The 24,846-nt window shown below is 67.9% G+C and carries 14 protein-coding genes; 7 read left to right on the top strand and 7 right to left on the bottom strand.

Annotated features, from left to right (window positions below):
- Positions 1–54: 54 nt before the first annotated feature.
- Complete coding sequence (gene ggt, locus ACTHQX_RS06515; protein ID WP_440156375.1) at positions 55–1,881, top strand: gamma-glutamyltransferase; 1,827 nt, start codon at positions 55–57, stop codon at positions 1,879–1,881.
- Positions 1,882–1,948: 67 nt separating this feature from the next.
- On the opposite strand, the gene ACTHQX_RS06520 is transcribed toward ggt, so the two are convergent.
- Entirely contained in the window at positions 1,949–2,566 is a 618-nt protein-coding gene (locus ACTHQX_RS06520; RefSeq protein WP_440156376.1) for a hypothetical protein, read from the bottom strand.
- A 244-nt stretch (positions 2,567–2,810) separates the two neighbouring features.
- Between ACTHQX_RS06520 and ACTHQX_RS06525 the strand changes: the two genes are divergently transcribed.
- Together ACTHQX_RS06525 and ACTHQX_RS06530 are read left to right on the top strand one after the other, a co-directional pair.
- Entirely contained in the window at positions 2,811–3,833 is a 1,023-nt protein-coding gene (locus tag ACTHQX_RS06525) for a hypothetical protein (protein ID WP_440156377.1), read from the top strand.
- 93 nt (positions 3,834–3,926) lie between these two features.
- Complete coding sequence (locus tag ACTHQX_RS06530) at positions 3,927–5,801, top strand: DNA/RNA non-specific endonuclease (protein WP_440156379.1); 1,875 nt, start codon at positions 3,927–3,929, stop codon at positions 5,799–5,801.
- A 6-nt stretch (positions 5,802–5,807) separates the two neighbouring features.
- On the opposite strand, the gene ACTHQX_RS06535 is transcribed toward ACTHQX_RS06530, so the two are convergent.
- Positions 5,808–9,608 (bottom strand): DUF3376 domain-containing protein, encoded by a 3,801-nt coding sequence (locus tag ACTHQX_RS06535; protein ID WP_440156381.1) that lies wholly within the window; start codon positions 9,606–9,608, stop codon positions 5,808–5,810.
- Between the two features lie 550 nt (positions 9,609–10,158).
- Between ACTHQX_RS06535 and ACTHQX_RS06540 the strand changes: the two genes are divergently transcribed.
- The gene (locus tag ACTHQX_RS06540) at positions 10,159–10,659 is read left to right on the top strand and encodes a bacterial transcriptional activator domain-containing protein (protein ID WP_440156383.1); all 501 of its coding nucleotides are present in this window, start codon (positions 10,159–10,161) and stop codon (positions 10,657–10,659) included.
- A 16-nt stretch (positions 10,660–10,675) separates the two neighbouring features.
- Here ACTHQX_RS06540 and ACTHQX_RS06545 read toward each other — a convergent pair whose 3' ends face one another.
- The gene (locus ACTHQX_RS06545; protein ID WP_440156385.1) at positions 10,676–11,275 is read right to left on the bottom strand and encodes a hypothetical protein; all 600 of its coding nucleotides are present in this window, start codon (positions 11,273–11,275) and stop codon (positions 10,676–10,678) included.
- A 187-nt stretch (positions 11,276–11,462) separates the two neighbouring features.
- Between ACTHQX_RS06545 and ACTHQX_RS06550 the strand changes: the two genes are divergently transcribed.
- Positions 11,463–13,130, top strand: coding sequence for a DUF222 domain-containing protein (locus ACTHQX_RS06550; protein WP_440156387.1), 1,668 nt, complete (start codon positions 11,463–11,465; stop codon positions 13,128–13,130).
- A gap of 248 nt (positions 13,131–13,378) precedes the next feature.
- On the top strand, positions 13,379–16,135 hold the full coding sequence (gene hrpB / locus ACTHQX_RS06555) for an ATP-dependent helicase HrpB (RefSeq protein ID WP_440156388.1): 2,757 nt from the start codon (positions 13,379–13,381) through the stop codon (positions 16,133–16,135).
- Here the strand turns inward: hrpB and ACTHQX_RS06560 are convergent, their stop codons facing one another.
- Positions 16,136–17,224 (bottom strand): glycosyltransferase family 4 protein, encoded by a 1,089-nt coding sequence (locus tag ACTHQX_RS06560; protein ID WP_440156390.1) that lies wholly within the window; start codon positions 17,222–17,224, stop codon positions 16,136–16,138.
- Between the two features lie 89 nt (positions 17,225–17,313).
- On the bottom strand, positions 17,314–19,443 hold the full coding sequence (locus tag ACTHQX_RS06565) for an amylo-alpha-1,6-glucosidase (protein WP_440156391.1): 2,130 nt from the start codon (positions 19,441–19,443) through the stop codon (positions 17,314–17,316).
- A 250-nt stretch (positions 19,444–19,693) separates the two neighbouring features.
- On the opposite strand from ACTHQX_RS06565, the gene ACTHQX_RS06570 reads away from it, so the two are divergent.
- A complete protein-coding gene (locus tag ACTHQX_RS06570) occupies positions 19,694–21,874 on the top strand; it encodes an elongation factor G-like protein EF-G2 (protein ID WP_440156392.1) in 2,181 nt (726 codons plus the stop codon).
- 3 nt (positions 21,875–21,877) lie between these two features.
- Here the strand turns inward: ACTHQX_RS06570 and ACTHQX_RS06575 are convergent, their stop codons facing one another.
- Both ACTHQX_RS06575 and ACTHQX_RS06580 read right to left on the bottom strand, forming a co-directional pair.
- Positions 21,878–22,609, bottom strand: coding sequence for an alpha/beta hydrolase family protein (locus ACTHQX_RS06575; RefSeq protein WP_440156394.1), 732 nt, complete (start codon positions 22,607–22,609; stop codon positions 21,878–21,880).
- Positions 22,610–22,674: 65 nt separating this feature from the next.
- Complete coding sequence (locus tag ACTHQX_RS06580) at positions 22,675–24,648, bottom strand: alpha-amylase family protein (protein ID WP_440156396.1); 1,974 nt, start codon at positions 24,646–24,648, stop codon at positions 22,675–22,677.
- Positions 24,649–24,846: the final 198 nt, after the last annotated feature.

Consider the following 24,846-nt stretch of genomic DNA (forward strand, 5'->3'; position numbering starts at 1 on the left):
TGCGGAGTAGCGTGACAGTACCGTCACCCGCACTACCCTGACCCGGGAGCGACCATGCCACACCTGAAAAGCCAAGTAGCAGCCGTGACCACGGCCCTGGCCATGAGCGTGACGGCGGGCGCCGTCGCCCCTCCCGCGTTTGCTGATGAGCGGGTGACCGAAAAGACCGCGACGGCCACCGGATATGGCGGCGCGGTGAGCACCGTGGACCCGGAGGCTTCCGCCGCGGCCATCGACATCCTCCGCCGGGGAGGCAACGCTGCGGACGCCGCGGTGGCCGCTGCGGCCACGCTCGGCGTAACCGAGCCGTACAGTGCCGGGGTCGGCGGCGGCGGGTACTTCCTCTTCTACAGCGCCCACACCGGGCGTGTCAGCACCATCGACGGCCGCGAGACGGCACCCGCGGCCATGCCGCACGACGCCTTCATCGACCCGAAGACGCAGAAACCTTACAACTTCACTCCGGAGCTCGTCACCAGCGGCGTGTCGGTGGGCGTTCCCGGCACGCCGGCCACGTGGGAGCGGGCGCTGGACCGGTGGGGAACCAAGGACCTCGACGACGTCCTCGAGCCGGCCATCGAAGTTGCGGACCGCGGGTTTGTGGTGGACGATACCTTCCGCCAGCAGACCCTCGACAACAAGCTCCGCTTCAAGGCGTTTACCTCAACCAGCAAGCTCTTCCTTCCCGGCGGTGACGCACCCGCCGTCGGCAGTATTTTCAAGAACCCGGACCTTGCGGCAACCTACCGGCTGCTCGCGGACAAGGGAACACGCGGCTTCTACCACGGGGCGCTCGCGAAGGAGATAGCTGCAACGGTCCAGGCTCCGCCCAAGACCAAGACCACCAAGCTGCCTGTCCCCGTTGGCCACCTGACGACGGCGGACCTCGCCAAGTACCGCGCGCTGAACCAGTCACCCACCCACGTGGAGTACCGCGGCCTCGACGTCTACGGCATGGCCCCCTCAAGCAGCGGCGGCACCACCGTGGGCGAGGCGCTGAACATCCTTGAGCCGTTCAACCTCTCCGGCATGTCCAGGCCCAGCGCGCTGCACCACTACCTCGAGGCCAGCGCGCTCGCCTTCGCTGACCGCGGCAAGTACGTGGGCGACCCCGCGTTCGTCGATGTTCCCACGCGTCGCCTGACGGACCCGCTGTTCGGCAAGGAACGCTCCTGCGAGATAGATCCGAAGAAGGCGGCATCGAAGCCGGTGGCCCCTGGTGACGTGGCAAATTACGACGGCGCGTGCCCGGCCGCCGCGGCGGCACCCGCTAGCGAGAAGGACACCGAGAACATCTCCACCACCAACATGACCGTCGCGGACAAGTGGGGCAACGTCGTCGAGTACACCCTCACCATCGAGCAGACCGGCGGGTCGGGCATCGTGGTGCCCGGCCGCGGGTTCCTGCTGAACAACGAGCTGACCGACTTCTCCACCGTGTACGACCCGAAGGACCCGAACCGGATTGAGCCCGGCAAACGGCCCCGGTCCTCGATGTCGCCGACCATCATCCTGGAGGACGGCGAGCCGTTCCTGGCCCTCGGCTCGCCCGGCGGCTCGACGATCATCACCACCGTCCTGCAGACCATCCTGAACAGGGTGGACCTTGGGATGAACATCTCCGCTGCCATCGCGGCTCCGCGGGCGGCGCAGCGGAACGCGGCCAAGGTAACGGCCGAGCCGGCGTTCATCAAGACGTATGAAAGCCAGCTGAAGCCGTTCGGCCACGAGTTCACCCCTTCCGGTGACGCGTTCACTTCGGCAGCGGAGATCGGCGCGGCTACGGCCATCGAGTTCGAGTCCGGCGGGCGCATGGTCGCCGCGGCTGAGCCGGTCAGGCGCGGGGGAGGCTCCGCCATGGTGGTCAGGCCCTCGCGGTGAGTGCGGGGCGCTCCTGGCCTCAGGGCAGGTGGAAGCAGTTGGAACTAGTCAGGACTGCTGGTTCCGGCTAGGGCGAGGCCACACGCACACTAACCGTGCTCTCGCCCTGCAGGAACTTGATACGCAATGCGGCTTCACGCGTCTCCGCCGGGACGGTGAAGCTGACATCGCCGGACTTGCTCGAGTCACCTGAGACCAGTTCGTTCAAACCCGAGTCGGGGGCGACGCTGACGCCGGCGACATTGAGCCGGAAGGTGGAATCCCAGAAGTTGAGGTCATACCTGCCGTGGTTGGTGGCGCGCACCGAGAACGTCAGGGTGATCTTCCCATCCACGTCGGGCCGGGCCTCCGCGCTGAGGACCTCGTATTCCACCTCCGACGAGCGGTATTTGCGCTGCTCCGGCAGTGTGACAGTCCATCCCGGGCCTTCACCCGGTGCGGTGTTGCCGGGACTGGATGCCGTTTCCCCGGGCCGGTCTGAGGCCCCGGAATGGGTGGACGTTCCTGTTCGCGGGGACGCCGCGCCGGTTGCCTGGCCGGACACAATTGGCGCTTTGGCGGCGTTGAACACCCCGAGCTGACCCAGGCCAAGGAGGAGCCCGGTCACCGCGGTGAGCAACGCGGCGGCCGCCGTGACCATGCCCGGCAAAGTTACCCACCAGCTGGGGGGTTTTTCTTCGGTCATTTTCGGTCCCCCTCGGGTCCCCTGCCACCTCACGATGGTGGCATTCCAATAATCCAGCCAACGGGCTTTCTGCGCCAGATGGCTGACGTTTTCCGGCTGGCTGCAAATGGCTCCGCCGCTGGACGCCGGCACGGGGGAAGGCTGTAACGCTGCAGTAACGGTTGGCGGCATACGTTACTGTCCTGCTCCTACGCGGGCTTTTTGCGTTTTCGGAGCGGCTGGAAGCAACGTAGGAGGGTCTGCAGTGAAACTGGAATCACTTCCGGACGAGGTAGTTGCCTCACTCGAGGTCCGGAATGCGTGGCGGAACCAGGTGGCCGGCAGCGGCGCCGCCCTGGAATTCCTCGTCTCGGATCTGGCGCGCTGGATGCCCGGCTCCGCGGTTCGGGTGGCTTTCCTCGATGGGGATACTGCCCTCCACGCCGACATAGCCGGCGCTACGAAGCAGATTACCGATGCCTGCAACCTTGAACTGGACTTCGGGTTGGATGCCACCGGGGAGTACCGGCGGTGGCATGAGGACGATACCGCCTATGCGGCGGAAATCCGGGTCGCGTTCAACATGGGGGGCTACTTTTCGCTGGTGGGCACCGACAGCAGCGACGCCACGATTGGCTCCCCGGGCGGTTCCGTAGGCGGCCGGCCAAACCAGCGAAGCCTGAATCTGGGCGGGTACATCACCGACCGGCCCGAAAAATGGGAAGGCACGGTGCGGCACGAATTCCTGCACGCCCTGGCCTTCCACCATTCCCACCAGAACATGCGCGGCACCTGCGAGCAGGAGTTCAGGTGGGACGATGACCCGGACTACGTGCCCACCAGGAATACAAAGGGGGTCTTCGTGCCCGATCCCGCCGGGCGCCGCCCGGGCATCTATACCTTCCTTGCGGGTCCGCCGAACAACTGGCCCCGCGCCAAGGTGGACCACAACCTGCGCACTGAAGACGATCCTGCCGCCGTCGCCGGCCCCTTTGATACCCAATCGGTCATGTTGTACAGCTTTCCCGCCTTTTTCTACAAGTCCAACCCGAGCAGCTGTGCTCCGTCCGGCAACGGACAGGACCTCTCCGCCGGGGACCGGCGCGGCCTTCAGCTGCTCTACCCGCATACGGCGGAGGAGGTGGCAGACCTCCAGGAGCGGGCCGGTGCCGCCCTCGCGGCCCTGGATGGCGCCGGAAGCGCGCCGGAATCCTTTGAGATCGCCGGCGGGGACTACCGGGACCGGACGCTCGAACTGCTCCACACCCTCTCGGGAGGCGGTTCCTGACGGCCGCGGTCGTTCCGCCAGTTGGGGGCCAGCGGGACCGGTGCGTGCAGCTGCGCTGACGTGAAAGTACCTCTCACTTGAAAGGACAGGGCAATGACCACCAGCAAGGCGTCCTCGGGAAAGAAGAGCCCGGCTGAGGAGAAGATCGCTAAGGCACTGCGGCAGTTCATTCGGACGCGGGGAGCCGAGTACTTGAAGGACCCCAACATCACCTCCATTGGGGTGGGCTACAAAGTCAGCGAGGGTACAGCAACCGGGGAACTGGCCCTGCAGTTCACCGTCGACCAGAAGGCTGCTCCGGAAGACCTGGGAGCGCTGGACACCGCGCCCATTCCCGAAAGCATTATGGTCGACGGCGTCGCCGTTCCGACTGACGTGATCCAGCGGAGCTACCGGCCCGGGTTCCGCGTCGTGGCCGAAGCTGAGCCGCCCGCAGCAAAGGTGCGTGCTGACCCGGTGCTCCCGGGAATCAGTGTCGCCCACACCCGGGGCACTGCCGGGACCATTGGCTGCATCGTCTATGACAAGACAGACGGAGCACCACTGGTGTTGAGTAACTGGCATGTGCTGAACGGTCCGGGCGGCGCGCTGGGGGACACCGTGGTCCAGCCGGGACCCCACGACGACAACCGGGTCGACCGGAACCGCCTCGGAGTTCTCAAGCGCTCCCACCTTGGCGTCGCCGGTGACTGTGCGGTGGCGACCATTGAGGGCCGCGGCATCGAGCCCGAAATCCTCGGCATCGGCACGGCGCCGCAGGAACTGGGCGAGCCGGAAATTGGCGACAAGGTCATGAAGAGTGGACGAACCACGGGCGTCACCCATGGCGTGGTCCGCCGGGTGGACGTGATCGCCAAGCTGACCTACGGCACGGAAGGCGAACATGCCATCGGAGGCTTCGAGATAGGCCTGGATCAGCAAAACCTACCAGACGACGGCGAGATCAGCCGGGGCGGGGACTCCGGTTCAGCCTGGATCTTCAAGAACGCCAATGGATCGCCCGGGACCGTTCTGGCTGGACTGCACTTTGCCGGCGAGACCGGTGCTACCACGGACGAGTATGCCTTGGCCTGCCTGCCCCAATCCGTATTCGAGAAGCTGGAGATCACTCTGGTGCCGCCCGCGCCCGAAGCTTTTCCGGGTGAAGCAGTTCCCGGTGAAGCAGGGGGCGGCTATGACGCCGCTTTCCTTGGCGTGCGGGTGGGTCTGCCTGCCCTGGCCGCCTCGCTTGCGGACGACGCGGTTCTGCTGGACGGCCATGAAGTTATTCCGTACACCCACTTCTCGCTGGCAATGAGCGCGTCCCGCCGGTTTGCCCGGTGGGTCGCTTGGAACATAGATGGCACCGCGCTGAAAAAGATCCCCCGGAAGGCTCTCAACTTCACCAAGGATCCCCGAATCCCCGCCAGGTTCCAATGCGGAAACGAACTCTACAGCGACAACCGCCTGGACCGCGGTCATCTGGCCCGGCGCGCAGATCTGCTGTGGGGCGACCTTGCCGAGGCGGGCCGGGCCAACCGGGACTCCTTCTTCTACACCAACATCACGCCGCAGATGGATGATTTCAACCAAAGCAGCCGAAGCGGGATCTGGGGTCGCATAGAGGACGCGGTGTTCGCCGACGTTGAAGTTGAGGACCTGAGGGTCAGCGTCTTTGGCGGTCCGGTCTTCCAGGACGATGACCGGGTCTATCGGACCGTCCCCTTGCCAAGGGAGTACTGGAAAATCGTCGCCTTCGTCGAGGACGGGCAGCTGAAGGGGCGGGGGTTCCTGCTGACCCAGAACCTCAATCAGCTCGAAGCGCTTGAACTCGACGAATTCCGCGTCTTCCAGGTGGGCGTCAGCGAAGTCGAAGAACGCACGGGCCTGCGGTTCCCTGAGGGGCTCCGTAACGCGGATACGTTCCCGGTGCCGGAATCCCTCTTGGCCCGGGAACCGCTGGACAGCCCTGCCGGCATCCAGTGGTGACAGCGGCTATTGACGGTTCACAGGACGCGGTACGGTAACCACAGCGTCGGAGCAGTGCCGGACCATCCGCGTGATCTCCGGCAGCCACCAGACCACCAGTCCCCACACCACCACGGCGGCGTAGAGGCACAGGAGGGTGCGCTCCGACTGGCGCAGGGTTCCTAGAACTCCCCAGGCCGCCCAGGCAGCGAGGGGTCCCGCCGTTGCGGCCAGAACACCGGTCAGCAGGGCACCGGGCAGCGTCAGCCAGTCACACGTGAGAGCCAGCGCCACGACCAGCAGGGCACCGGCCAGAATCACCAGGCTCTGCCAGTCGCGTGCGGCCGACCAGTGCATGAGCTCGGTGACGAGGGGCACGAAGACGGCCAGCAGCAGACCTGTCGTAGCCAGGGCCTGATCCAGCCGCGGATGCTTGCCGTGGATGAGCGCAGGCACGGACATGGCCCACTGCCGCGTGGCGATTACCAGCCCCGCCATGAACGCCAAGCAGCTGATCACCATCAGTTGCCGTGCCTGGCTTGCTGCCAGCGCCAGCGGTACCAGCAGCAGCGTCACGGCCAGAGGACCCGCAAATGCTCTTCTCGCAGCAGCCGCTTGCCAGTCCCGGGACCGCGAAGCCAGGGAAGGGTTTTCGGCGAGCGCTGCAAGGACGGGGCCCCACCGGTGCCAGCCGTCGTTGAGGGCCACCGCCGCAAGGATGAGAAAGAGGACACCGGGAAGTGCCAGCCACGGATAGAGGTACAACGGCTGAGCGCCAAAGGCAACATCTTCCGGCCGGGTCAGAACCCACAGGCCAGCGTAGCCAAACCCCAGAATGAAGGCCAGCCGCGCGGGGTGGACCACGGCGGGCAGTACAGTGAACAGTGGCACGAGCAGGACGTGCAGCAGCCAGCCCCCCAGTGTGGTGGCCAGCTTCCCGTCCGGCCGTGCCCGCCACAGCACCCGCAGTCCACGGGACATCAGCAGCAACCGGTAGGAAGCGCTCAGGTCGGATGGCCGGTCGGCGCCGGCACGGATCGACTGCCGCGCGGTCCTTCTGCTCTCAGGGGACGGGTGTGTGAGCCTGAATTGCTGTTCAGTGATCCTGTCCTGAAGCCAGGACACCCGGTTCCTGGAGCCGTGGGGCGGTTCGTCCGCATCTTCATCGAGATTTTCCTCGTCCCCGTCGAGCTCGGGGATGCGGGGCCCGACGTCCACGGACAGCGTCTCGAGGAAACGGGATATGCCGGACGCCGCGTCCAGCCGGCCCCACCACCAGTCGTTTTCGCGCCACTCCCGGGACAGGAAGCCACTGAAATTGGCCAGGGTATTGCCGGCAAGTTTGAAGAGTGAGGGAACGTCTGCCGGGTCGGAGTCAAGGAGTGCTGCCGCGACCCGCTGATTGAGCTGAGGGTTTCTGAGGACGAACGCCACCATGCTCCGGTGCTCGCCATCCTTCAGCAGGGCGTAGTCTTCCGCATGGCCGGGCTTCTCGTCGCTCCCTATCCTCCAGTACCGGATCCTCGCCACCACCGGGGGGATGCCCGCCGCGGCCAGGGCGGGTGCCAGGTCGCGGGCAGAGAACCTGCTGCCATCTGAGGGGGAGAGCACCATCCTGGCTAAGTGCGGCCACGGGGTCTCCAGCCACCCACGGAGTCCGTACTCCGCCCGGCTGGCGTCCTCCGCCCTGGCTGTCAGGTTCGCGCTGTACCCGATGAGCACATCCAGATGGGATTGCAGGGCATTCCAGCAGGCGCTGAGATCCGGGCGGTCCGATTCCGTAGCCGACAGCCACGCTGAAATGACTTCCTCGTGAAGAACACCGGGTTCGCAGTCCGATGATCTGTCAAGAACAGCCCAGAAGGCCTTGTCCCGGGCAGCAACCGCATTGTTGATGACACCGTAGACGCCGGCGCGAAGCTCGTCGAAGGACGTGAGGCTGTTCCGAAGTTGCTCCGGAAAGGATTCCGTCTCGATGCGGCGCAGCCAGGAGAACGCGCACTGCGCCGCATCGAGCAAGGCCTGGGCGTCGGCGGTGATCAGCTGGAACTGGGCCGTCCCCTCGTCCTGCCTCGAAATGGACTGGTATACCTGCCCCGTTTGGGAATCGAATCCGCTTAGCTCGTCGCTGCCACGGGCCCGGAAGTTGCGGCGGTCTGTGGCGGTAGATGCAACCTGCCACTCATCAGGCCGCGTCAGCAGCTGGGTCAACAGGTCCACGTCTGAGGTGGCACGGTAGCGGACGTAAGCGCGACGCCTTTCCAAACCGACTTCCTTGCACCAGCGCTCGGACAGCACCGCGGCCAAGGCCTCAGAACGGCCAAGGTTCAGGGACAGGGTGTTGACGTAGTCGACATATTGGTTGACCTCCGAGTCAAGTGATTCGCGGCGCTTCAGCCGCAGCAGGGAGGCTCCCACTGCGTTGACGAACTGTGAGATGTTCTCGTTTCGGCTTACCGGCACGGGGTCCCTTACGGCATCAGGGTCCAGGTAGAGCAGTGCCCTGTGAGCCGGCCGCGGTGAGACCCGGCCGCGCGCCGCCGTCAGTGCCCGTCCGATGGGGATGTTGTCGAACACGCCGCCGTCCACCACGTGGAAGGCGGCCTGTTCCCGCTCGGTGGTCGATGAGCGGTGCGAGCCGAAGGCATGCCGCATATCGGGCTGGTCCGGCAGCGGGTGGAGGTATTCGCGGCCCTCCATCGAGTAGATGGTGGCGGGTTCAAAAGCACCTGGGAACGACGACGTGGACCTTGCAGCATAGGCGAGCCGTGCCAGGTCGGCGGCCACCTCCGGCGCCGTCGCAGCGGTGTGGGCGGGGGTGTCAGGGCCGTTCCGGGCCGGGATCCGGTTGCCGGGCACAGGTCCGGCGGCGGCCGCCCCGGGGGTCCCTGTCGCTGTATTGCGACCCTCAAAGTGGAAACTTCCGCGCCCCTCCTGTACATCGGGGTTCCGGGAAAGCTCGTTGTCCAGAACGGTCGCGGACAGATCGATGGTCAGGTGCTCGGGGACCAGGGATTCATGCCGGTGGTCGGTACTGTAGATCCGCTCGAGTGCCTGCCGGATCCGGGGGAAGAAGTATTCGTCCCCGCGGAGGATGGACTTGACGCGTCTGAGTCCGGGGGGACGCATGAGCTCCTGGAGGCCGCCGTCGCGCTGCCACGTCTTCAGGATGGTCTCGTCGGGTGCGGCGCCCACCATCTGCGCCACCGCGTAGAGGATGCAGTTGAGTCCGCCGGCACTGGCGCCGGCCAGAATGTCGATTTCCACCCTGTCATATTGGGCCTCCACCAGCAGCGACGCGTATGCCTGTGCCCGCCGGAGCACGGGAGCGGCCAGGGGGTCGCTTGCAATTTCATCGGTCCCGCTGAGGTAGAAAGCGGTGAGTTCGTCACGGGCAGGGTCAGCGCTGTCCTCGGGCCTGCAGATCCGGAGGCGCCGCAAAATATCGAGTTCCGCCACGCAACCACCGATCCAGACGGCAAGGCTGACGCCGCCGCGCATGGCGAGCGCGATCCTCAGGGTCCGGCCGAAAGCGGGCGTGAGCCCGTTGCCATCCGGAGTTTGGGCCGGGCCAAGCACCTGCAGGCGCACCGGCTGCGGGCGCTGCCTTTCCCGCACAAAGCGCTCCACTGATTTCCTGAATGCCGGCTCCGCGGACGCCTCGGCGTCAACGGCAGCTGCAAGATTTTGCAGGATCGTCGGATCGGCGGGAGCCTGCTGCAGTTGGACGTAAATCTCCGCCGGTCCCCGCGGAAGGTTGATGCCCCGCAGGTAGGGCGGAAGTGTGGCCGCGCGTTCGTCGGGCGTGATCCTGATGGCGCTGCGCAAGTGTGAAGCGGCCGCTTGTCCCAATGTTGAATAAGCCAAAGTAGCCCCTGGAACTGGACGATTTTCGTCCCAGTATGCGCCGCCTCCACCCTGGGGCATATAGCCCATGCGGGAGCCGGCTAAGTGATAGCCGGCAGTCGGCCATCCGGGAATGGTGCCGCGGGAGGGCTCGGGCGATGGGCCTGTGAGCAGAGGTGTTCCTGAGGCCCGTGATACGCATGAGCGTAGTTATGTAACCGGAATGACGTTCAAGGGGCGTGGATGATTGACATCATTCACGTAACTGCGGATCCTCGTTCCGTAGATCTATCCCAGATCTCTCATTTACTGGATTTGGGGGGCAACCATGGGCAACGGTGGCTATGGTGACTTTCATTTGGGGCTGTGTCAGTCGTGGCAACTCCTGTCCGGTGCCGATGCCGTCCACGTCCCGACCCGACAACAGCGGCTGATTACGGCGCTGGCCGTGAAGGGTCCGCGCCCGCGGAACTATCTGGCCGGCCTCCTGTGGCCGGAGCACTCCGATGGCAGGGCCATGGAAAGCCTCCGCGTGAGTGTGCATCTTGTCAACAGGCAGATGCCGGGGTTGCTGTCGGCCAACGGTGCGGTGCTGTCCCTCAGCGAGGTGGTGGAGGTCGATCTTCACCGGATCCGCTGGCGGATCCTGCAGCTGGGCGAGGCCGGGCTCAACGGGAATGCGTCTGCCTGCCTCCATGACCTGCGCCAGGCGGATCTGCTCCCGGGGTGGTACGAAGACTGGATTGTCGTCGAGCAGGCACGCCTTCGCCAGGACCGCTTGCACGCTATGGTCTTCATTGCCCGCGAGTCGCTGGCGCGTTCCGAATATGAGGTTGCCCTGGAAGCCTCCGAGGCTGCCCTGGAACTGGAGCCGCTATACGAGCGGGCAGTTGGTCTCCAAATCCAGGCCGAGCAACTGCAGGGCAACACCGTGTCGGCGCTGCGGGCCTTCGAGAGATACCAGGCTCTGCTGAAGTCGGATACGGGACTCGCTCCGTCGGAAGCGGTTCGCCGGCTTCTTGACGGGGTGTGACCGCCAGGGGCGAGGGCTATGCAGGCTCAGGGCGCGGCAGCAGGTGCCTGTTCCTGATCTGCGACGGGCCAAACTCGACCGGTAGTGGCCGGATCTCCCAGGCACCGCCGCGCGGAGAACCGCCCTGTGCCCTTGGCTTGCCCACGGCGACGTGCGGGCGCCACCGCGGATACCTGTAGCCCAGGGCTCGGGAACTGAGGATGAAGTCATCGGGGTTGTCCACCAGCAGGTCATCCAGCAGCTCATGGAGGGCCTGGACGAGGGAGACCTGAAAGTCCCGCACGCCCTGGGGCACGTCCACCTCGAGTCCGGACACCCTGCCGCCGCCCAGTAGAACCAGCCGCTCGGCCGTTCCGGAGAAGCCTTCCAGCACGGGCAGGCTGCGCAGCCAGTCTGCGGTCTTGACGGCGGCCGCGGCCGGATCCGGGGCGCCCTTGGTCCAGTCTGCGACGTCGGCCGCGAAGTCCTCCAGGATGCCGATGTGGAGCAGGGTCATGTGCAGGCCCTGCGGCCTGCGCAGCCCGTCCGCGTAGGCGGCGAGCTGTTCGTAGTCCGCGGGTTTGGTGCCCACTGCGAGCACCGGAACCTCAACTGTGATGCGCGGAAGCCTCAGCATCCGGACCTCCCTGTCCCTGGCCGCCGTCGGAATTCTTGCCGCTGGATGATGCCATTATGCGCTTCTTGCGGTGCCGCAAGTTTTACCAACTTTGGGCTCCCGTTCCGGTTTAGCACTTTATCGATTTGACCCGCTTGTGGTGCTCTTTCCCTCCTTCAATGTCGTAGCCCCCTGTCATGCTGTGGGTATGGATAGCGAGGCAGTTGCGAAGACGTTGGAGGCTATCAGTGCCTCCGCTCTTTCGCTGGCTGCTGAGCTCCGCCGGGCGGCTGATCCGGGCCCGGCCGGCGCGGATTTGCTGGCGGATATGGCGGAATCGCCGCAGGCGGAGGCGGATCCGTTGGGGGAGCAGGCGGTTGCGTGCTTGGACGGTCTGGCCGGGGTGGCGAGGATGGAGGCGCGGCTGGCGGCCGTGAAGGTGCAGCTCGCCGTCGGCTTTTCCGCGGCGGAGGAGGCTATGACTCCGCCTGGTGCGTCCGTGCAGGACCGCACCGTCCGGCGGATGTCGGTGACTGCTGAGGTTGCTGGCGCCCTGACTGTCAGTGAGGGGTCTGCGGAGCGGTTGGTGGTTGAATCCGCCAAACTGAGCAAGGATCTGCCGTTGGTGCTGGGCGCGCTGGGGTCAGGAGCAGTGTCGTGGCAGCACGCGCGGATCATGTGCGACGAAACCGAAGGGCTGGATCCGGAAGCGGCCGCTGCTTTGGAGGTGCATTTCCTGGACCCGGACGCGCCCGGGTATGCGCGGGGTTGCGCGGCGGGGGAGCTGACGCCGGCGAGGTTTCGGGCAAAGGCCCGGTATTGGCGGGAACGGCATCATCCGGTCAGCATCGAAACCCGGCACGCCAAGAGTGCGAAGGACCGGCGGCTGGAGTATGCCCCGGACCGGGACGGCATGGCCTGGTTCTCGGCCTTTCTGCCGGCGGACCAGGCCGCCGGGATCTGGAACCGCACCACAGCAAAGGCCCGCGCCATGCAGGGCCCGACCGAAACCCGGACCCTGACCCAGCTCCGCGTTGACGCCTTCGCCACGTGGATGCTCACGGCGGGCCCCGGGGTTGATGGTGGGACTGAAGGTGCGGCCGCAGGATCCCTGCCCGAAGTTCCCCTGACGGCAGACTCCGTCCCGGCTGGTGAGGTGCCGGCCGGTGATGCCATGATCGGTGGTGCGCTGGCCGGTGGTGTGCTGGCCGGTGGTGTGCCGTCCCCGCGGGCGCAGGTCCTGGTTACGGTTCCGGTGTTCTCGCTGCTCGGCCTGTCCGATGAGCCAGCCATGCTGGACGGGTACGGGCCGATCCCCGCCAGCATGGCGCGCCGGCTCGTCGCCGACGGCGCTACGTCATTCCTGCGGGTCCTGACCGACCCGCGGGACGGGGCGCCCCTGGAGATCGGACGCACCAGCTACCGCCTCACCAAACCAATGCGGCAGTGGCTGCGGCTCCGCGACGCCAAGTGCACGTTCCCCAACTGCAACAACCACTCCCTGGACAACGACGCCGACCACCTCCTGGCGTGGTCCGACGGCGGCGGTACCGGCGTCGCCAACCTTGGCCAGCCCTGCCCGAAACACCACCGCCTCAAACACGCCACGGCGTGGAGACCTGTCGGCGCGACCCGGGACGCCCCACCCGGCTGGATCTCACCCACGGGAAGGTCCTACCCGGCCGAGTACCAGGACTGGGAACCACCCCGCTGGCCAGAACCACCGCCCGGCCAATACTTGTCGGAACCGGACTGGCAGGATCCCGACGGATTCATCGACCCGGACGATTTCGTCGACCCCGGCGATTTCGACAGCACAGGCTCACCGCTGCCGCTGGATCCGTGGCCCGACTGGGCATCGTACACAGCTGCTTAGGAAGCCGTGTGCTGCAAGCAGCGCGGGGCACGCTTAGTTGCCCAGGCCTGCGCGACTGCTTTGCGCCGCCCGTGGAGGATTGCGGATGTGAGCTCGATCAGCGTTGAGGGCGGCAGGTGGCACCGGTGCTGGAGCACGACGCCGGGGCCGTACCTGCGAGCGCCAGCACCGCGGCTGGTGTTCGCCGGGTTGGGGTAAGACGCGCACGCATGCCTGGTGCCACCCTTAGCGAGCGGCACAATGGAGTGGTGACTTCCGCACCCCTCCCGCAAGATGCCCCACATGGCGCCCTGCCACCTTTGGCCCCATTCAACCTGCTGACCATCGGCACCGGCCTGGTGTTTGCGGAGTCGCTGGCGGAGCTGGCCAGCGTGCTCCAAGAGCAGGGGGACGGGGGAGCTGCGGTAGTTCAGGCTCCGCCCGGCACCGGCAAAACGACATTGGTGCCTCCGCTGGTGGCCAACCTGGCCCAGGCAGCCGCCAGGGACGGGAAGCCGCGCATCGTGGTGACCCAGCCTCGCCGGGTCGCCGCCCGGTCGGCGGCCCGGCGCCTCGCTTCACTTGATGGGACGAAGCTGGGGGACCGGGTGGGGTACACCGTCCGAGGTGAGCGGCAGGCTGGTCCGGGTACCCTGATCGAGTTCGTGACCCCCGGCATCCTGCTGCGCCGCCTGCTGGCCGATCCCGGCCTGGACGGCACGGCCGCCGTCATCCTCGATGAGGTGCACGAACGTGGCCTGGAAACCGATCTGCTGCTGGGCCTGCTCGCCGAGGTGCGCCAGCTGCGCGGCGACCTCATGCTCGTCGCCATGTCAGCCACGCTCGACGCTCCGCGGTTCGCGGCGCTGCTCGGCGCGGATCCCGGGGGCGAGCACAGCGAGGAGGCCGACGGCGGCGGGCCGGCTCCCGTCGTCGACTGCCCCTCCGCGCTGCACCCGCTGGAAACGGCATGGGCGCCCGCCCCGGTGGCGCGGCTGGACAGTCGCGGCGTGACGCGCGCTTTCCTGGACCATGTGGCGGACACCGCCGCCGCGAGTTACGCGTCAGCCCTTGCCGCAGATCCCGGCACCGACGCCCTGGTGTTCCTGCCGGGCGCGTGGGAGGTGTCCCATGTGGCTGGCCGGCTGCGCAGCCGAGTGGGTTCCGGCGTCGAAATCCTGGAACTGCACGGCCAGGTCAGCCCCGCCGCCCAGGACCGTGCCGTGTCCGGGCGCCAACCGGGCGATCCCGCCCGGATCATCGTCTCCACTGGCCTCGCCGAGTCGTCGCTGACGGTGCCCGGCGTCCGGCTGGTGGTTGACGCCGGGCTGTCGCGGGAACCACGCCGTGACGCCGGCCGCGGCATGACCGGCCTGGTCACCGTCTCCTGCTCCCGGGCCTCCGCCGAGCAGCGGGCCGGACGCGCCGCGCGGCAGGGGCCGGGGAAGGTGGTCCGCTGCTATGACCAGAAGACCGTCGGTGCAGCGCCCGCGCACCAGACACCCGAGATCGCCGTGTCCGACCTGACCGGCGCCGCCCTAATCCTGGCCTGCTGGGGCTCACCGGGCGGCCGCGGGCTGGCGCTTCCGGACGCCCCGCCTCAGGCGGCGATGGACGACGCAGTCGAGGTGCTGCGCGAGCTTGGCGCGGTGGCGGAGGACGGCCACGCGACGGACTTGGGCAAAGCCCTGGCGCGCATCCCGGCTGATCCGCGCCTGGGACGCGCCCTCCTGGTCGGGTCAGCGCTGCTGGGCGGAAGTTCGGCCGGCCGCGCCGGTTCCGGGACTAAGAGTTACGGAACCGCCGGGGAGGTGGTGGCCGCCGTCGCGGGGGACCAGCGCGCAAACGGAGCGGACCTGCCCCGGCTGGTTTCGGCGCTCCGCTCCGGCAAGGATCCCGCCGCCAAGCGGTGGGGCGAGGAGGCGCGGCGGCTGGACACCCTGGCACGCCAGGCGGGGACCGGCGTCGGGCTTCCCACCGTCGATGTGCCGATGCTCGATGTGCCGGTGCTCGCCGTGCCGGCGGGAACCGCCGAACAGGTTGGTCTGGTGGTCGCCCTGGCGTTCCCGGGCCGGGTGGCCCGCCGGGTACCCGGGGACGGGCCGGAGCGTTACCTGCTGACCTCCGGCACCCGGGCCGGCCTTCCCGCCGGCAGCCCGCTTGCCGGGCATGAGTGGCTGGCAGTGGCCGAGGTGGCGCGGGCGGACGGGCGGGACGCGGCCGGAACCGGCGCGGTGATCCGCTCTGCAGCACCGCTTACGGCGGACACAGCCGAGGCAGCCGCAGCTCACCTGCTGCTCGACTCGGTGGAGGCCACGTTCAGCCAGGGCCGGGTGACGGCCCGCCGGGAACGGCGGCTGGGCGCCATCTCGCTTTCCTCCACACCGGTGCGGGCGTCCGCGGGCGAGGGCCGCGCCGCCGTGGCCCGGGCGGTGGAGGAACAGGGGCTGGGAGCCATCGGATGGTCGACGGCGGCCGACGGACTGCGCCGCCGTCTCGCACTGCTGCACCGGGAACTGGGCGAACCCTGGCCGGACATGTCCGAGCAGGCCTTGCTGTCCCGGCTCGATGACTGGCTCGGTCCGGAACTGGCGGCACTGGCCGGTGGCGCCGCTACCTCCGGCATTGACCTGACGGATCCTCTGCGGCGGCTGCTGCCGTGGCCCGACGCCGCCCGCCTCGGCGAGCTCGTTCCGGAGTTCCTGGAGGTGCCCAGCGGCTCCCGCGTCAGGATCGACTACCCCGCGGCCGGGGACGACGGCGGCAGGCCGGTAGTCGCCGTCAAGCTCCAGGAATGCTTCGGCTGGGACCGGACGCCGCTACTCGCCGGCGGACGGGTGGCGGTGCAGTTCCACCTGCTGTCGCCGGCCCGGCGGCCGCTGGCCGTCACGGACGACCTCGCCTCCTTCTGGTCGGGGCCGTACGCGCAGGTTCGCGCCGAGATGCGGGGCCGCTATCCCAAGCACCCCTGGCCCGAGGACCCATGGTCCGCGACGGCCACGGCGCGGACCAACACGCGGAAGTGACTATCGGCGGCTTCGGCTGTTGCCGCCAGGGCCCGTCCCGGCGGCCCGTAGCTCATCATTCGGGTCTTCGGGCAGCCCGGTCAGCCGGGCGTAGAGGGCCAGATGGGCTTCGACCATGTGCTCGGTGCTGAAGCGGTCTTCGGCTTGGGTCCGCACTGCCCTGCGGTCCAGGTCCGCCGCGCGCACCAGGAGGCGGGCAAGGTCCTCCGGAGCCTCGGCCAGGTAGCCGCTGACGCCGTCGTCAACGATCTCGGGCGCTGACCCCATGGGTGTGGCCACGACGGGGGTGCCGGTGGCCATCGCCTCGATCATCACTAGCCCGAATGGTTCCATCCACTGGATGGGATTGAGCAGTGCGATGGCTTCCCCGAGCAGTTTGTATTTCTCCGCGCCGCCCACCTCGCCCAGGAACTCCACGTCCGGGCCCTCCAGCGGCTCCACCACGTCGTGGTAGTACTGCACTTCGGCCGGTTCCCGCATCTTCGCGGCGATCCGGACCGGAATCCCGGCCAGTTGGGCCACCCTAATGGCCTCGACGACGCCTTTGTCGGGGCACATCCGGCCCAGGAAACACGCGTAGCCGCCCTGTCCGTGCCCCACCGGAACGCTGGCTACCTCCATGCCGTGGGGGATGATGGCCGCGACACGGTCTGCCAGCGCGCTGCTGACCTGGCTTCTCGAGATGGCGATCAGGGTGGTGTCCCGGGCTGCTGCGCCATAGACAGCGGCGAACGAGGGGGTGAGTTCGCTGTGGATGGTGGTTACCACCGGCAGCCCTTCGGGACGGCCGCGGTAGAGCGGCCCGGCGAGGGTGTGGTCATGCACCAGGTCCACCATGCCGTCCATCCCGGCATACGCGTTGACGACGTGGCTGAGTTCCGAGGACGTGAACCCGACGAGGTCGGGTTCGGAGGAACGCATCCCGGGGAGCCGATCCACCGGGCAGGTACTGTCCGCGGCAGCGGCAAGCAGCACCTCATGGCCCGCCCTCGTAAAGCCTCTGGCCAGGGCGTCGACCACCAGTTCGGTGCCTCCGTACCCAGCCGGGGGAATCGGATACCAAGGCCCCGCAATTAGACCGATACGCATCCGCAGCTCCCTTGTCCGGATGTACTGTGACCGATTAACTACTGAGACCATTCAGTTTTTGAGTGGACCGGGCTACGGCACCGTGTTCCTCAAGGTGCCATCAGCCGCTCCAGTGGCGGCCGCGGTTCGTGCAGAACTGTCAGGCCCTCGCGCAGGCCGTCAATGGATCCCTCGCTGCCGGCGGCGCTCAGGGTGATCCGGGAATGGTCCATCTGCACGTTGTCGGCACGGAAGCTGCCGAATCCCGGCGGCAGCACGGGGGCCAGGCAGACCTCCGCACGGGGAAGTAGGGGATCGAAGCGCAGGAGGGTCCGCATCAGGTGCACTGGCGCCGCCGATGCCCAGGCCTGCGGCGAGCAGGACGTGGGGAACGGGACGGGCTCGGGGAAATCGTCCCGGGAGAATCCGCAGAAGAGTTCCGGCAGCCGCCCGTCGAACTGTTCCGCCGCATCGAACAGGCCCGTGGCGATTTGCGTGGCCTCCTCGACGAACCCGTACCGCATCAACCCGGCAGCCACCAGCGCTGTGTCGTGCGGCCACACCGAACCGTTGTGGTAGCTGACAGGGTTGTATGCGCCCATGTCCGAGGCGAGCGTCCGGATTCCCCAGCCCGTGAACATCTCCGGCGACATCAGCCGCTTGGCCACCAGGGGCGCCTTGTCGGCGTCGACGATTCCCACCCAGAGGCAATGGCCCATGTTGGAGGTGCAGGCATCCACCGGACGCTTGTCCTTGTCCAGGGCCACGGCAAAGTATCCCCGCTCGGGGAGCCAGAACTTCTCGTTGAACTCGGCTTTGATCTCTGCAGCCCGGCGGTTCCATTTGGCCGCGGTCTCCTCGTCCCCCAGCTGCTGCGCGAGCAGCGCGCGTCCAAGGTAGGCGCTGTAGACGTAGCCCTGCACTTCACACAGGGCGATGGGGGCCTCCGCCAACCTGCCGTCGGCGAAGTTGATCCCGTCCCAGGAGTCCTTCCAGCCCTGGTTCAGCAGGCCATGCTCGTTGGCGCGCTGGTACTCCACGAAACCGTCGCCATCACGGTCCCCGTAGTGCTCCACCCATTCCAGGGCCCGGTCGGCATGCGGCAGAAGCGAGTCCAGCAGGTCGCCTGCCAGGCCCCAGCGCCCCAGTTCCGCCAGCAGTGTCACGAACAGGGGCGTCGCGTCCGCGGTGCCGTAGTACGCCTGGCTGCCGCCGAGCGCGAGTCCGGCGGTGACCCCCAGCCGCACCTCGTGCAGTATCCTGCCGGGTTCCTCCTCGGTGTCCGGATCAACTTTCTGGCCTTGCAGGGAGGCGAGGGTCTGCAGGGTTCCGGCCGCCAGCTTCGGATCCACCGGCAGCGCCATGTAGGAGGACAGGATGGAGTCCCTGCCGAACAGGGCCATGAACCACGGCGCCCCTGCGGCGACGGCGGCCCGCTCCGGGTGGTCGGGATCGAAGATCCGGAGGGCGCCCAGGTCCTCCTGGCTGCGGGTCAGGACCTTCTCCACGTTCTTGTCCGTCACGGTCAGACGGGGAACGTGCTCCTCCCACGCGGCGTAGCGCTGGGCGCCCACGTGCGGAGCCGACTCATGCGTGAACGGCTTCGCCGGCCCGGCGCCGTCAACCAGCGGGGTAGTGAACACGCTGGCCGTCCACACACCGCGGGGGGCCAGTTCGGCGTCGAATGTCAGGGCGTCCTCCGTGACCGTGGCGCCGCGGGCGCTGATGACCACGCCGCGGTGGATGCCGTTGCGCATGGCGTCAATCTGCAGGGCGTCCGCCCGGACGTTCCTGCTGTGTTCGGCGGACGGCACCACCTTTCCGCCTTTGACGTCGAACAGATCACTCAGGTCGGCATCCACCTTGATCTGGATCTGGGAAATCCGCGGCTGTTCCGAGTAGTTGTGGACTTTGATGTCGTCACGCAGGCCCGGCCCCACCTGCCGGCTGTGCTCCACCACCAGCGGGCTCTCCACCGCACCGTTGGCCGCGCGGGGCCTGCCGACGAACACAGCCCGGTAGGGTTCCCGGGTCTGGCCGGACAGCGGTTCCAGCGGAACGCCGTCGACCGTCAGCTGCCAGCGGGACAAAATCCGGGTGTCCTGGTAGAAAGCGCCCTGCGGCTGGCCGGGAAACACGTCCCCGCTCTCGGCGGAGATGCAGAAGGAGGAACCTTCCACCACGGTCACCGCTGTCAGCCCGGATGATCCTGCACCGATATTTTCATTCCACGCACTCATCGACCGCTCCCTGGCGACTAGTCGGATGGCATGGGCCGGCCGTGCGGCCACGGTATCCATCGTCCCCCTACGGGCAGGACGCCGCAACGGTCATTACGTAGCGCCCGTCCCGGCCCCGGGGAGCCGCGCCGCCCCGCCGTCGGACTGGCGTTTGCGGGGCTGGGACCCCTTGCTGATCAGCAGCTTTAGGTGTCGAATCGTCTTACCAAGGCCGCTTGGCGGCTCACGACTAGCACGCCGGGAGATGGTCATGTCGGTAAAGGGCACTAATGGCCGGGGCAAGGGCCCGGGTCGCGGCAGTTCCGATCTCCGGCGGGCGGACGCGTCGGCCGGAGCGCAGGTGGACAAGCCGGAGGGCATCCGCAACGTCGCGCTTGTGGGGCACTCCGGGGCCGGCAAAACCATGCTGCTCGAGGCCCTGCTCGCCGCGGCCGGGACCATCCCGCGGATGGGTTCGATCGTCGACGGCAACACGGTCAGCGATGCGGAACCGTCTGAGATCCACCAGCAGCGCTCCGTGGTGCTTTCGGTGGCGCCGCTGATGTACGACGGCGTCAAAGTGAACCTGCTGGACACGCCGGGCTACGGGGACTTCACGGGCGAGCTGCGGGCGGGGCTGCGCGCTGCGGACGCGGCGCTGTTCGTGGTGTCGGCCGTGGACGGCGTCGACGCCGCCACCACCGCGCTGTGGGCGGAGTGCGCCCAGTTGGACACGCCCCGGGCGGTGGTAATCAGCCGGCTGGACCACCCGCGCGCGAATTTCGAGGCCGCCCTGGCCGCCTGCCAGAGCGCCTTTGGCCAGTCGGTGGTGCCCGCCTACCTGCCCGTGCGCGGGGACGGCGGCGCCGCCGGACTGTTGGGGCTGCTGTCCGGGCAGGTCTCGGAGTACGACGGCGAGTCCCCGGCGCCCGCGGTCCGCGAGGCCACTGCGGATGAGCTCGCAGCCGTGGAGTCGGAGCGCGGCACGCTGATTGAGGGCATCATCTCCGAAAGCGAGGACGAGTCGCTCATGGACCGCTACCTCGGCGGCGAGGATATCGACGTAGACGTCCTGGTGGGCGACCTCGAAACGGCAGTCTCGCGTGGATCGTTCTTCCCGGTCCTGCCAACCTCGGCCGAAACCGGACTGGGGATCACGGAGCTGTTGGACATGCTGATCCGGGCGTTCCCGACACCCCTGGAGCATGCCGTGCCGGATGTGACGGACCTGGCCGGGGAACCGACGGGACCGCTGTCCTGCGATCCCGCCGGGCCGCTGGCCGGTGAGGTGGTTCGCACCACCATGGACCCGTTCCTGGGGCGGGTCTGCCTGGTGCGCGTCTTTTCCGGCACGCTCCGCGAGGATTCGGCAGTGCACGTCAGCGGCCGCGGCCTGGCCGAACGGGGCCATGAGGATCACGACAGCGACGAGCGCCTCACCCACCTCTACTCCCCAATGGGGGCGAGCCTGAAGCCGGTGCCGTACGCGGTGGCGGGTGACATCTGCGCGATCACCAAACTGGGCAGCGCCGAGACCGGCGATACCGTGTCAGCGAAGGACGCGCCGCTGCTGATCACCGCCTGGGACATGCCCGAACCGCTCATGCCGGTCGCCGTCGAGGCCGCCACCCGCAGCGATGAGGACGCCCTCGCCAAGAGCCTGGGCAAGGTGGCCGCCGGCGACCCGACCCTCCGGGTTGAGCGCAACTCGGAAACCCACCAGCTGATCCTGTGGTGCATGGGCGAGGCCCACGGCGAGGTGGTCCTGGACCGGCTGCGGGACCAGGGCGTGAAATTGCAGACTGTGCCCGTGGTGACGCCGCTGCGGGAGACCTTCGCCGCCCCGGCCGCCGGGCACGGGCGCTACGTCAAGCAGTCCGGCGGCCACGGCCAGTACGCCATCTGCGACATCGAGGTGGAGGCGCTCGAACGCGGGGCGGGCTTCGAGTTCGTGGACAAGACCGTGGGCGGAGTGGTGCCGAACCAGTTCATCGGCTCGGTGGAGAAGGGCGTGCGGTCGCAGATGCAGAAGGGAGTTTCTGCTGGCTTCCCGGTGGTGGACATCCGGGTGACCCTGGTGGGCGGCAAAGCCCACAGCGTTGACTCCTCGGACGCCGCGTTCCAGTCCGCCGGTGCGCTCGCCCTTCGCGAGGCCGCAGCCGCCGGCCGCATCCAGCTGCTGGAGCCCGTCTCCGCCGTCACCATCAGCATCCCCGATGAGTATGTGGGCGCCGTCATGAGCGACCTCTCGTCCCGCCGTGGCCGGCTCACGGGTACGACGTCGTCCGGCGGGGACGCCACGGAGGTCACCGCCGAGGTCCCGGACGGGGAACTCCTCCGGTATGCGGTGCAGCTGCGGGCACTGACCGCCGGCACGGGCCGGTTCCGCCGCAGCTACCTGCGGCACGAACCCGTCCCGGGCAACGTGGCGCCAGCGGCCGCGCATGCCTAGGCTCTAGCCGCCCGCAGGGCTGTTGGCGGGATTGTTTGCGCGGAGGAACGCGGCGACCGGAGCCGCCAGCGAGGCGCCGATGTCTTCGGCGCTGCGTTTGTTTCCGGCAACCGCGAACGAGTGGTCGCCGCCCTCGCACCACTGCAGCGTGGCGGTCGGTCCGATCCGTGACACCACACCTTCCAACAGGTCCTTGGTTGCGAAGGTGTCACGTGTTCCCTGCAGGAAAAGCATGGGGGTTTGCACTCCGTAGAGGTGCTCGTCGCGGAGCTTCTCCGGCTTGCCGGGCGGGTGCAGCGGGTAGCCGAGGTAGACGAGACCGGCAGCCTGCATGCCTTCGGCCACCGCCATGGAGGCCATCCTGCCGCCGAACGACTTCCCGGCCGCCCAAATCGGTTCCGCCGACCCAGCGGACTCCGACCCAGCGGACTCCGGCCCGGCGGACTCCGACCGGGCCGCCGCTTCGGCCATCGCCGCCCGCCAGGTGGCGATCGCTGCCGGCGGGCGGTCGGGGAACTTCCGGCCCGCCTCGCGGTAGGGGAAGTTGAAGCGCAAGGTGGCCACGCCGTCGTCGTTCAATGCGCCCGTGAACCCGCGCATGAACGGATGCTCCATGCCCGCACCGGCGCCGTGGGCCAGCACCAGCGTTGCGAACGGATTGGCCGGCCGCGCGTAGGCACCGGAGACGTGGCCGTCGCCGACGGCGATGGTGATGGGCGAGTCAGCGGTGGGCATGACTCCATCATGCCTGATCCGAGCGGACGGATTCGGACGCAAAGCCCGGACGCCGGCAAGAGTTCTCAGGAGGCCGGGACCACCCGGAGCCAGGCGTAGTCCTGCGGCCGCAGCACCAGCCCCTCGTCGATCCGGACCGGCTCCTCGGAAAACAGGTCCAAAGCCTCTGCCGCGAAACCGGACAGCGTGTCCCCAGACACCACCTGCGGCCCGTCACTGAAGTTTGCCAGGGCCAGGACCACCGTTCCCTCGCCGGGCCGCTGGTAGCCAAGCACCGCAGCGTTGTTCGTGGAGAACGGCAGCAGGCGGGTGCCGGCCAGCTCGGGAGTCGCCGCGCGGACCTCCGCCAGCCGCCGCAGCCCCGCATATACGGCCCCCTCAGGGGTGGCCGGGTCCAACCGCTTCGCGTACTTTTCGGCAGGGAACTGCGGCCGGTGCACCCACCGGCTGTCGGCGTCGTGACCATTCTCCTGCGCATAGCCGTAGTCATTGAGCTGCCCCACCTCGTCGCCCAGGTAGAGCAGCGGGATACCGCCGGTGCTGAAGGCTACCGAGTGCGTCAGCAGGACGCGGCGGATGGCCTCAGCCGACCCGGCTTCAAGACCACAGAGCGACGCCGTGGTGCCGGAGATGCGGCAGTCACCGGTCCGCGGGTTGTCCTGGAACGGCACGCCGTGGGCGAAGCTGCCCGGGAACCGGTTGACGTAGAACGAGTTCAGGAACCGGCGATGATCGAAGCCGTTGATGCCGAACTCGGCGGCGTCCTCGTCGGCAAACGTCCAGCCGATGTCGTCGTGGCTCCGCACGTAGTTCACCCAGGATGTTCCCGGCGCAATGGTGTGCCGCCGCTCCAGGGCCTGGGCCAGCAGCGAGACGTTGCGGGTGGCCAGCGCCTCCCAGGTCAGCGCCATCTGCAGCGGGTTGTAGGAGAGCTGGCACTCGGCCGGATCGATGTACAGGGCAACCTCATCCGGGTGCACGATCGCCTCGGACTTGAACAGCAGGGACGGCGCCGCCAGCCGGCAGACCGCATTGAAGGCCTGGAGCAGGGTGTGCGCCTCGGGCAGGCTCTCGCACGGCGTCCCCAGCTGCTTCCAGATGAACGCCACTGCATCCATCCGCAGGATGTCCACGCCCAAATTGGCCAGGAACAGCATCTCCCCGGCCATGGCCCGGAACACTTCGGGATTGGAGTAGTTCAGGTCCCACTGGAACGTGTGGAAGGTGGCCCAGACCCACCGGCCGTCCGGTAGCTGAACGAAGGAGCCGGGGTGGTCCTCCGGGAATATTTCGCGGACGTTCTGCTCGAACGCGTCCGGCATGGCCCGGTCCGGGAAGATCCAGTAGTAGTCGCTGTAGCGCGGATCGCCCGCTGCGGCCCGCTGCGCCCACTCGTGCTCGTTGGAGGTGTGGTTGAAGATGAAGTCGACCACCAGGCTGATGCCGTTGGCCCGCAGCTCGGCAGCGAGCGCGCGCAGCTGGTCCATGGTGCCGAGCTTCGGGTTGACCTCGCGGTAACTGGACACGGCGTAGCCGCCGTCGGACAGGGGCTCCGGGGCCAGGAACAGCGGCATGAGGTGCAGGTAGGTGAGGCCGAGTTCCTTGAAATAGGGGATGCGGGCCCGGACGCCCTCCAGATCGGCCGCATACCGGTCCACGTAGCAGACGCCACCGAGCATGCGGTTGGACTGGAACCAGTCGCTGTTGCCTTCACGGCCGGCGTCGAGCTTTTTCAGGTCTGCCGGCCGCTCCTTCCAGGAGCTGGCGATTTCTCGCGCGAGGGCCGCCAGCTGCTCCTCGATGTCAGGCCGGGTTCCGTACAGCGAACGGAACAGCCTCGCCAGGGCGGGGAAATGCCGGTCGAACCGCTGCTCCAGTGCATCGCGGTCAGCGCTGCCCGCCTCCAGGCCCGCCTGCCCGGCCGCCAGGCTGAACAGCTGGCGGTTGCCCGCCTCCGATGCCACGGAAGGCTGTGACTCACCGGACTCCTCGGCAGCCGATGGTCCTTGGCTGGCGTCCAGACTCGGGGATTCAACCATGAACGGGTCTCCTTCGCGGATGCTCTGCGCCTGGCGGCGCCCGGTGTGTTTCATCCTTACAGATGGCCCCGCCGCTGCCCAGTGAGCGGGCAGATGTTTCTCAGTGCCCGACGGCCGGACTCACTTTGGCGGGGCCCGTCCGCCAATGACAGTGGCGGGAATCGCGGCGGGCATACTGCTGACGCCGCGGGCCGCGCG

This window comes from Arthrobacter sp. SAFR-023 (genome assembly GCF_051965295.1).
Taxonomy (GTDB): Bacteria; Actinomycetota; Actinomycetes; order Actinomycetales; family Micrococcaceae; genus Arthrobacter.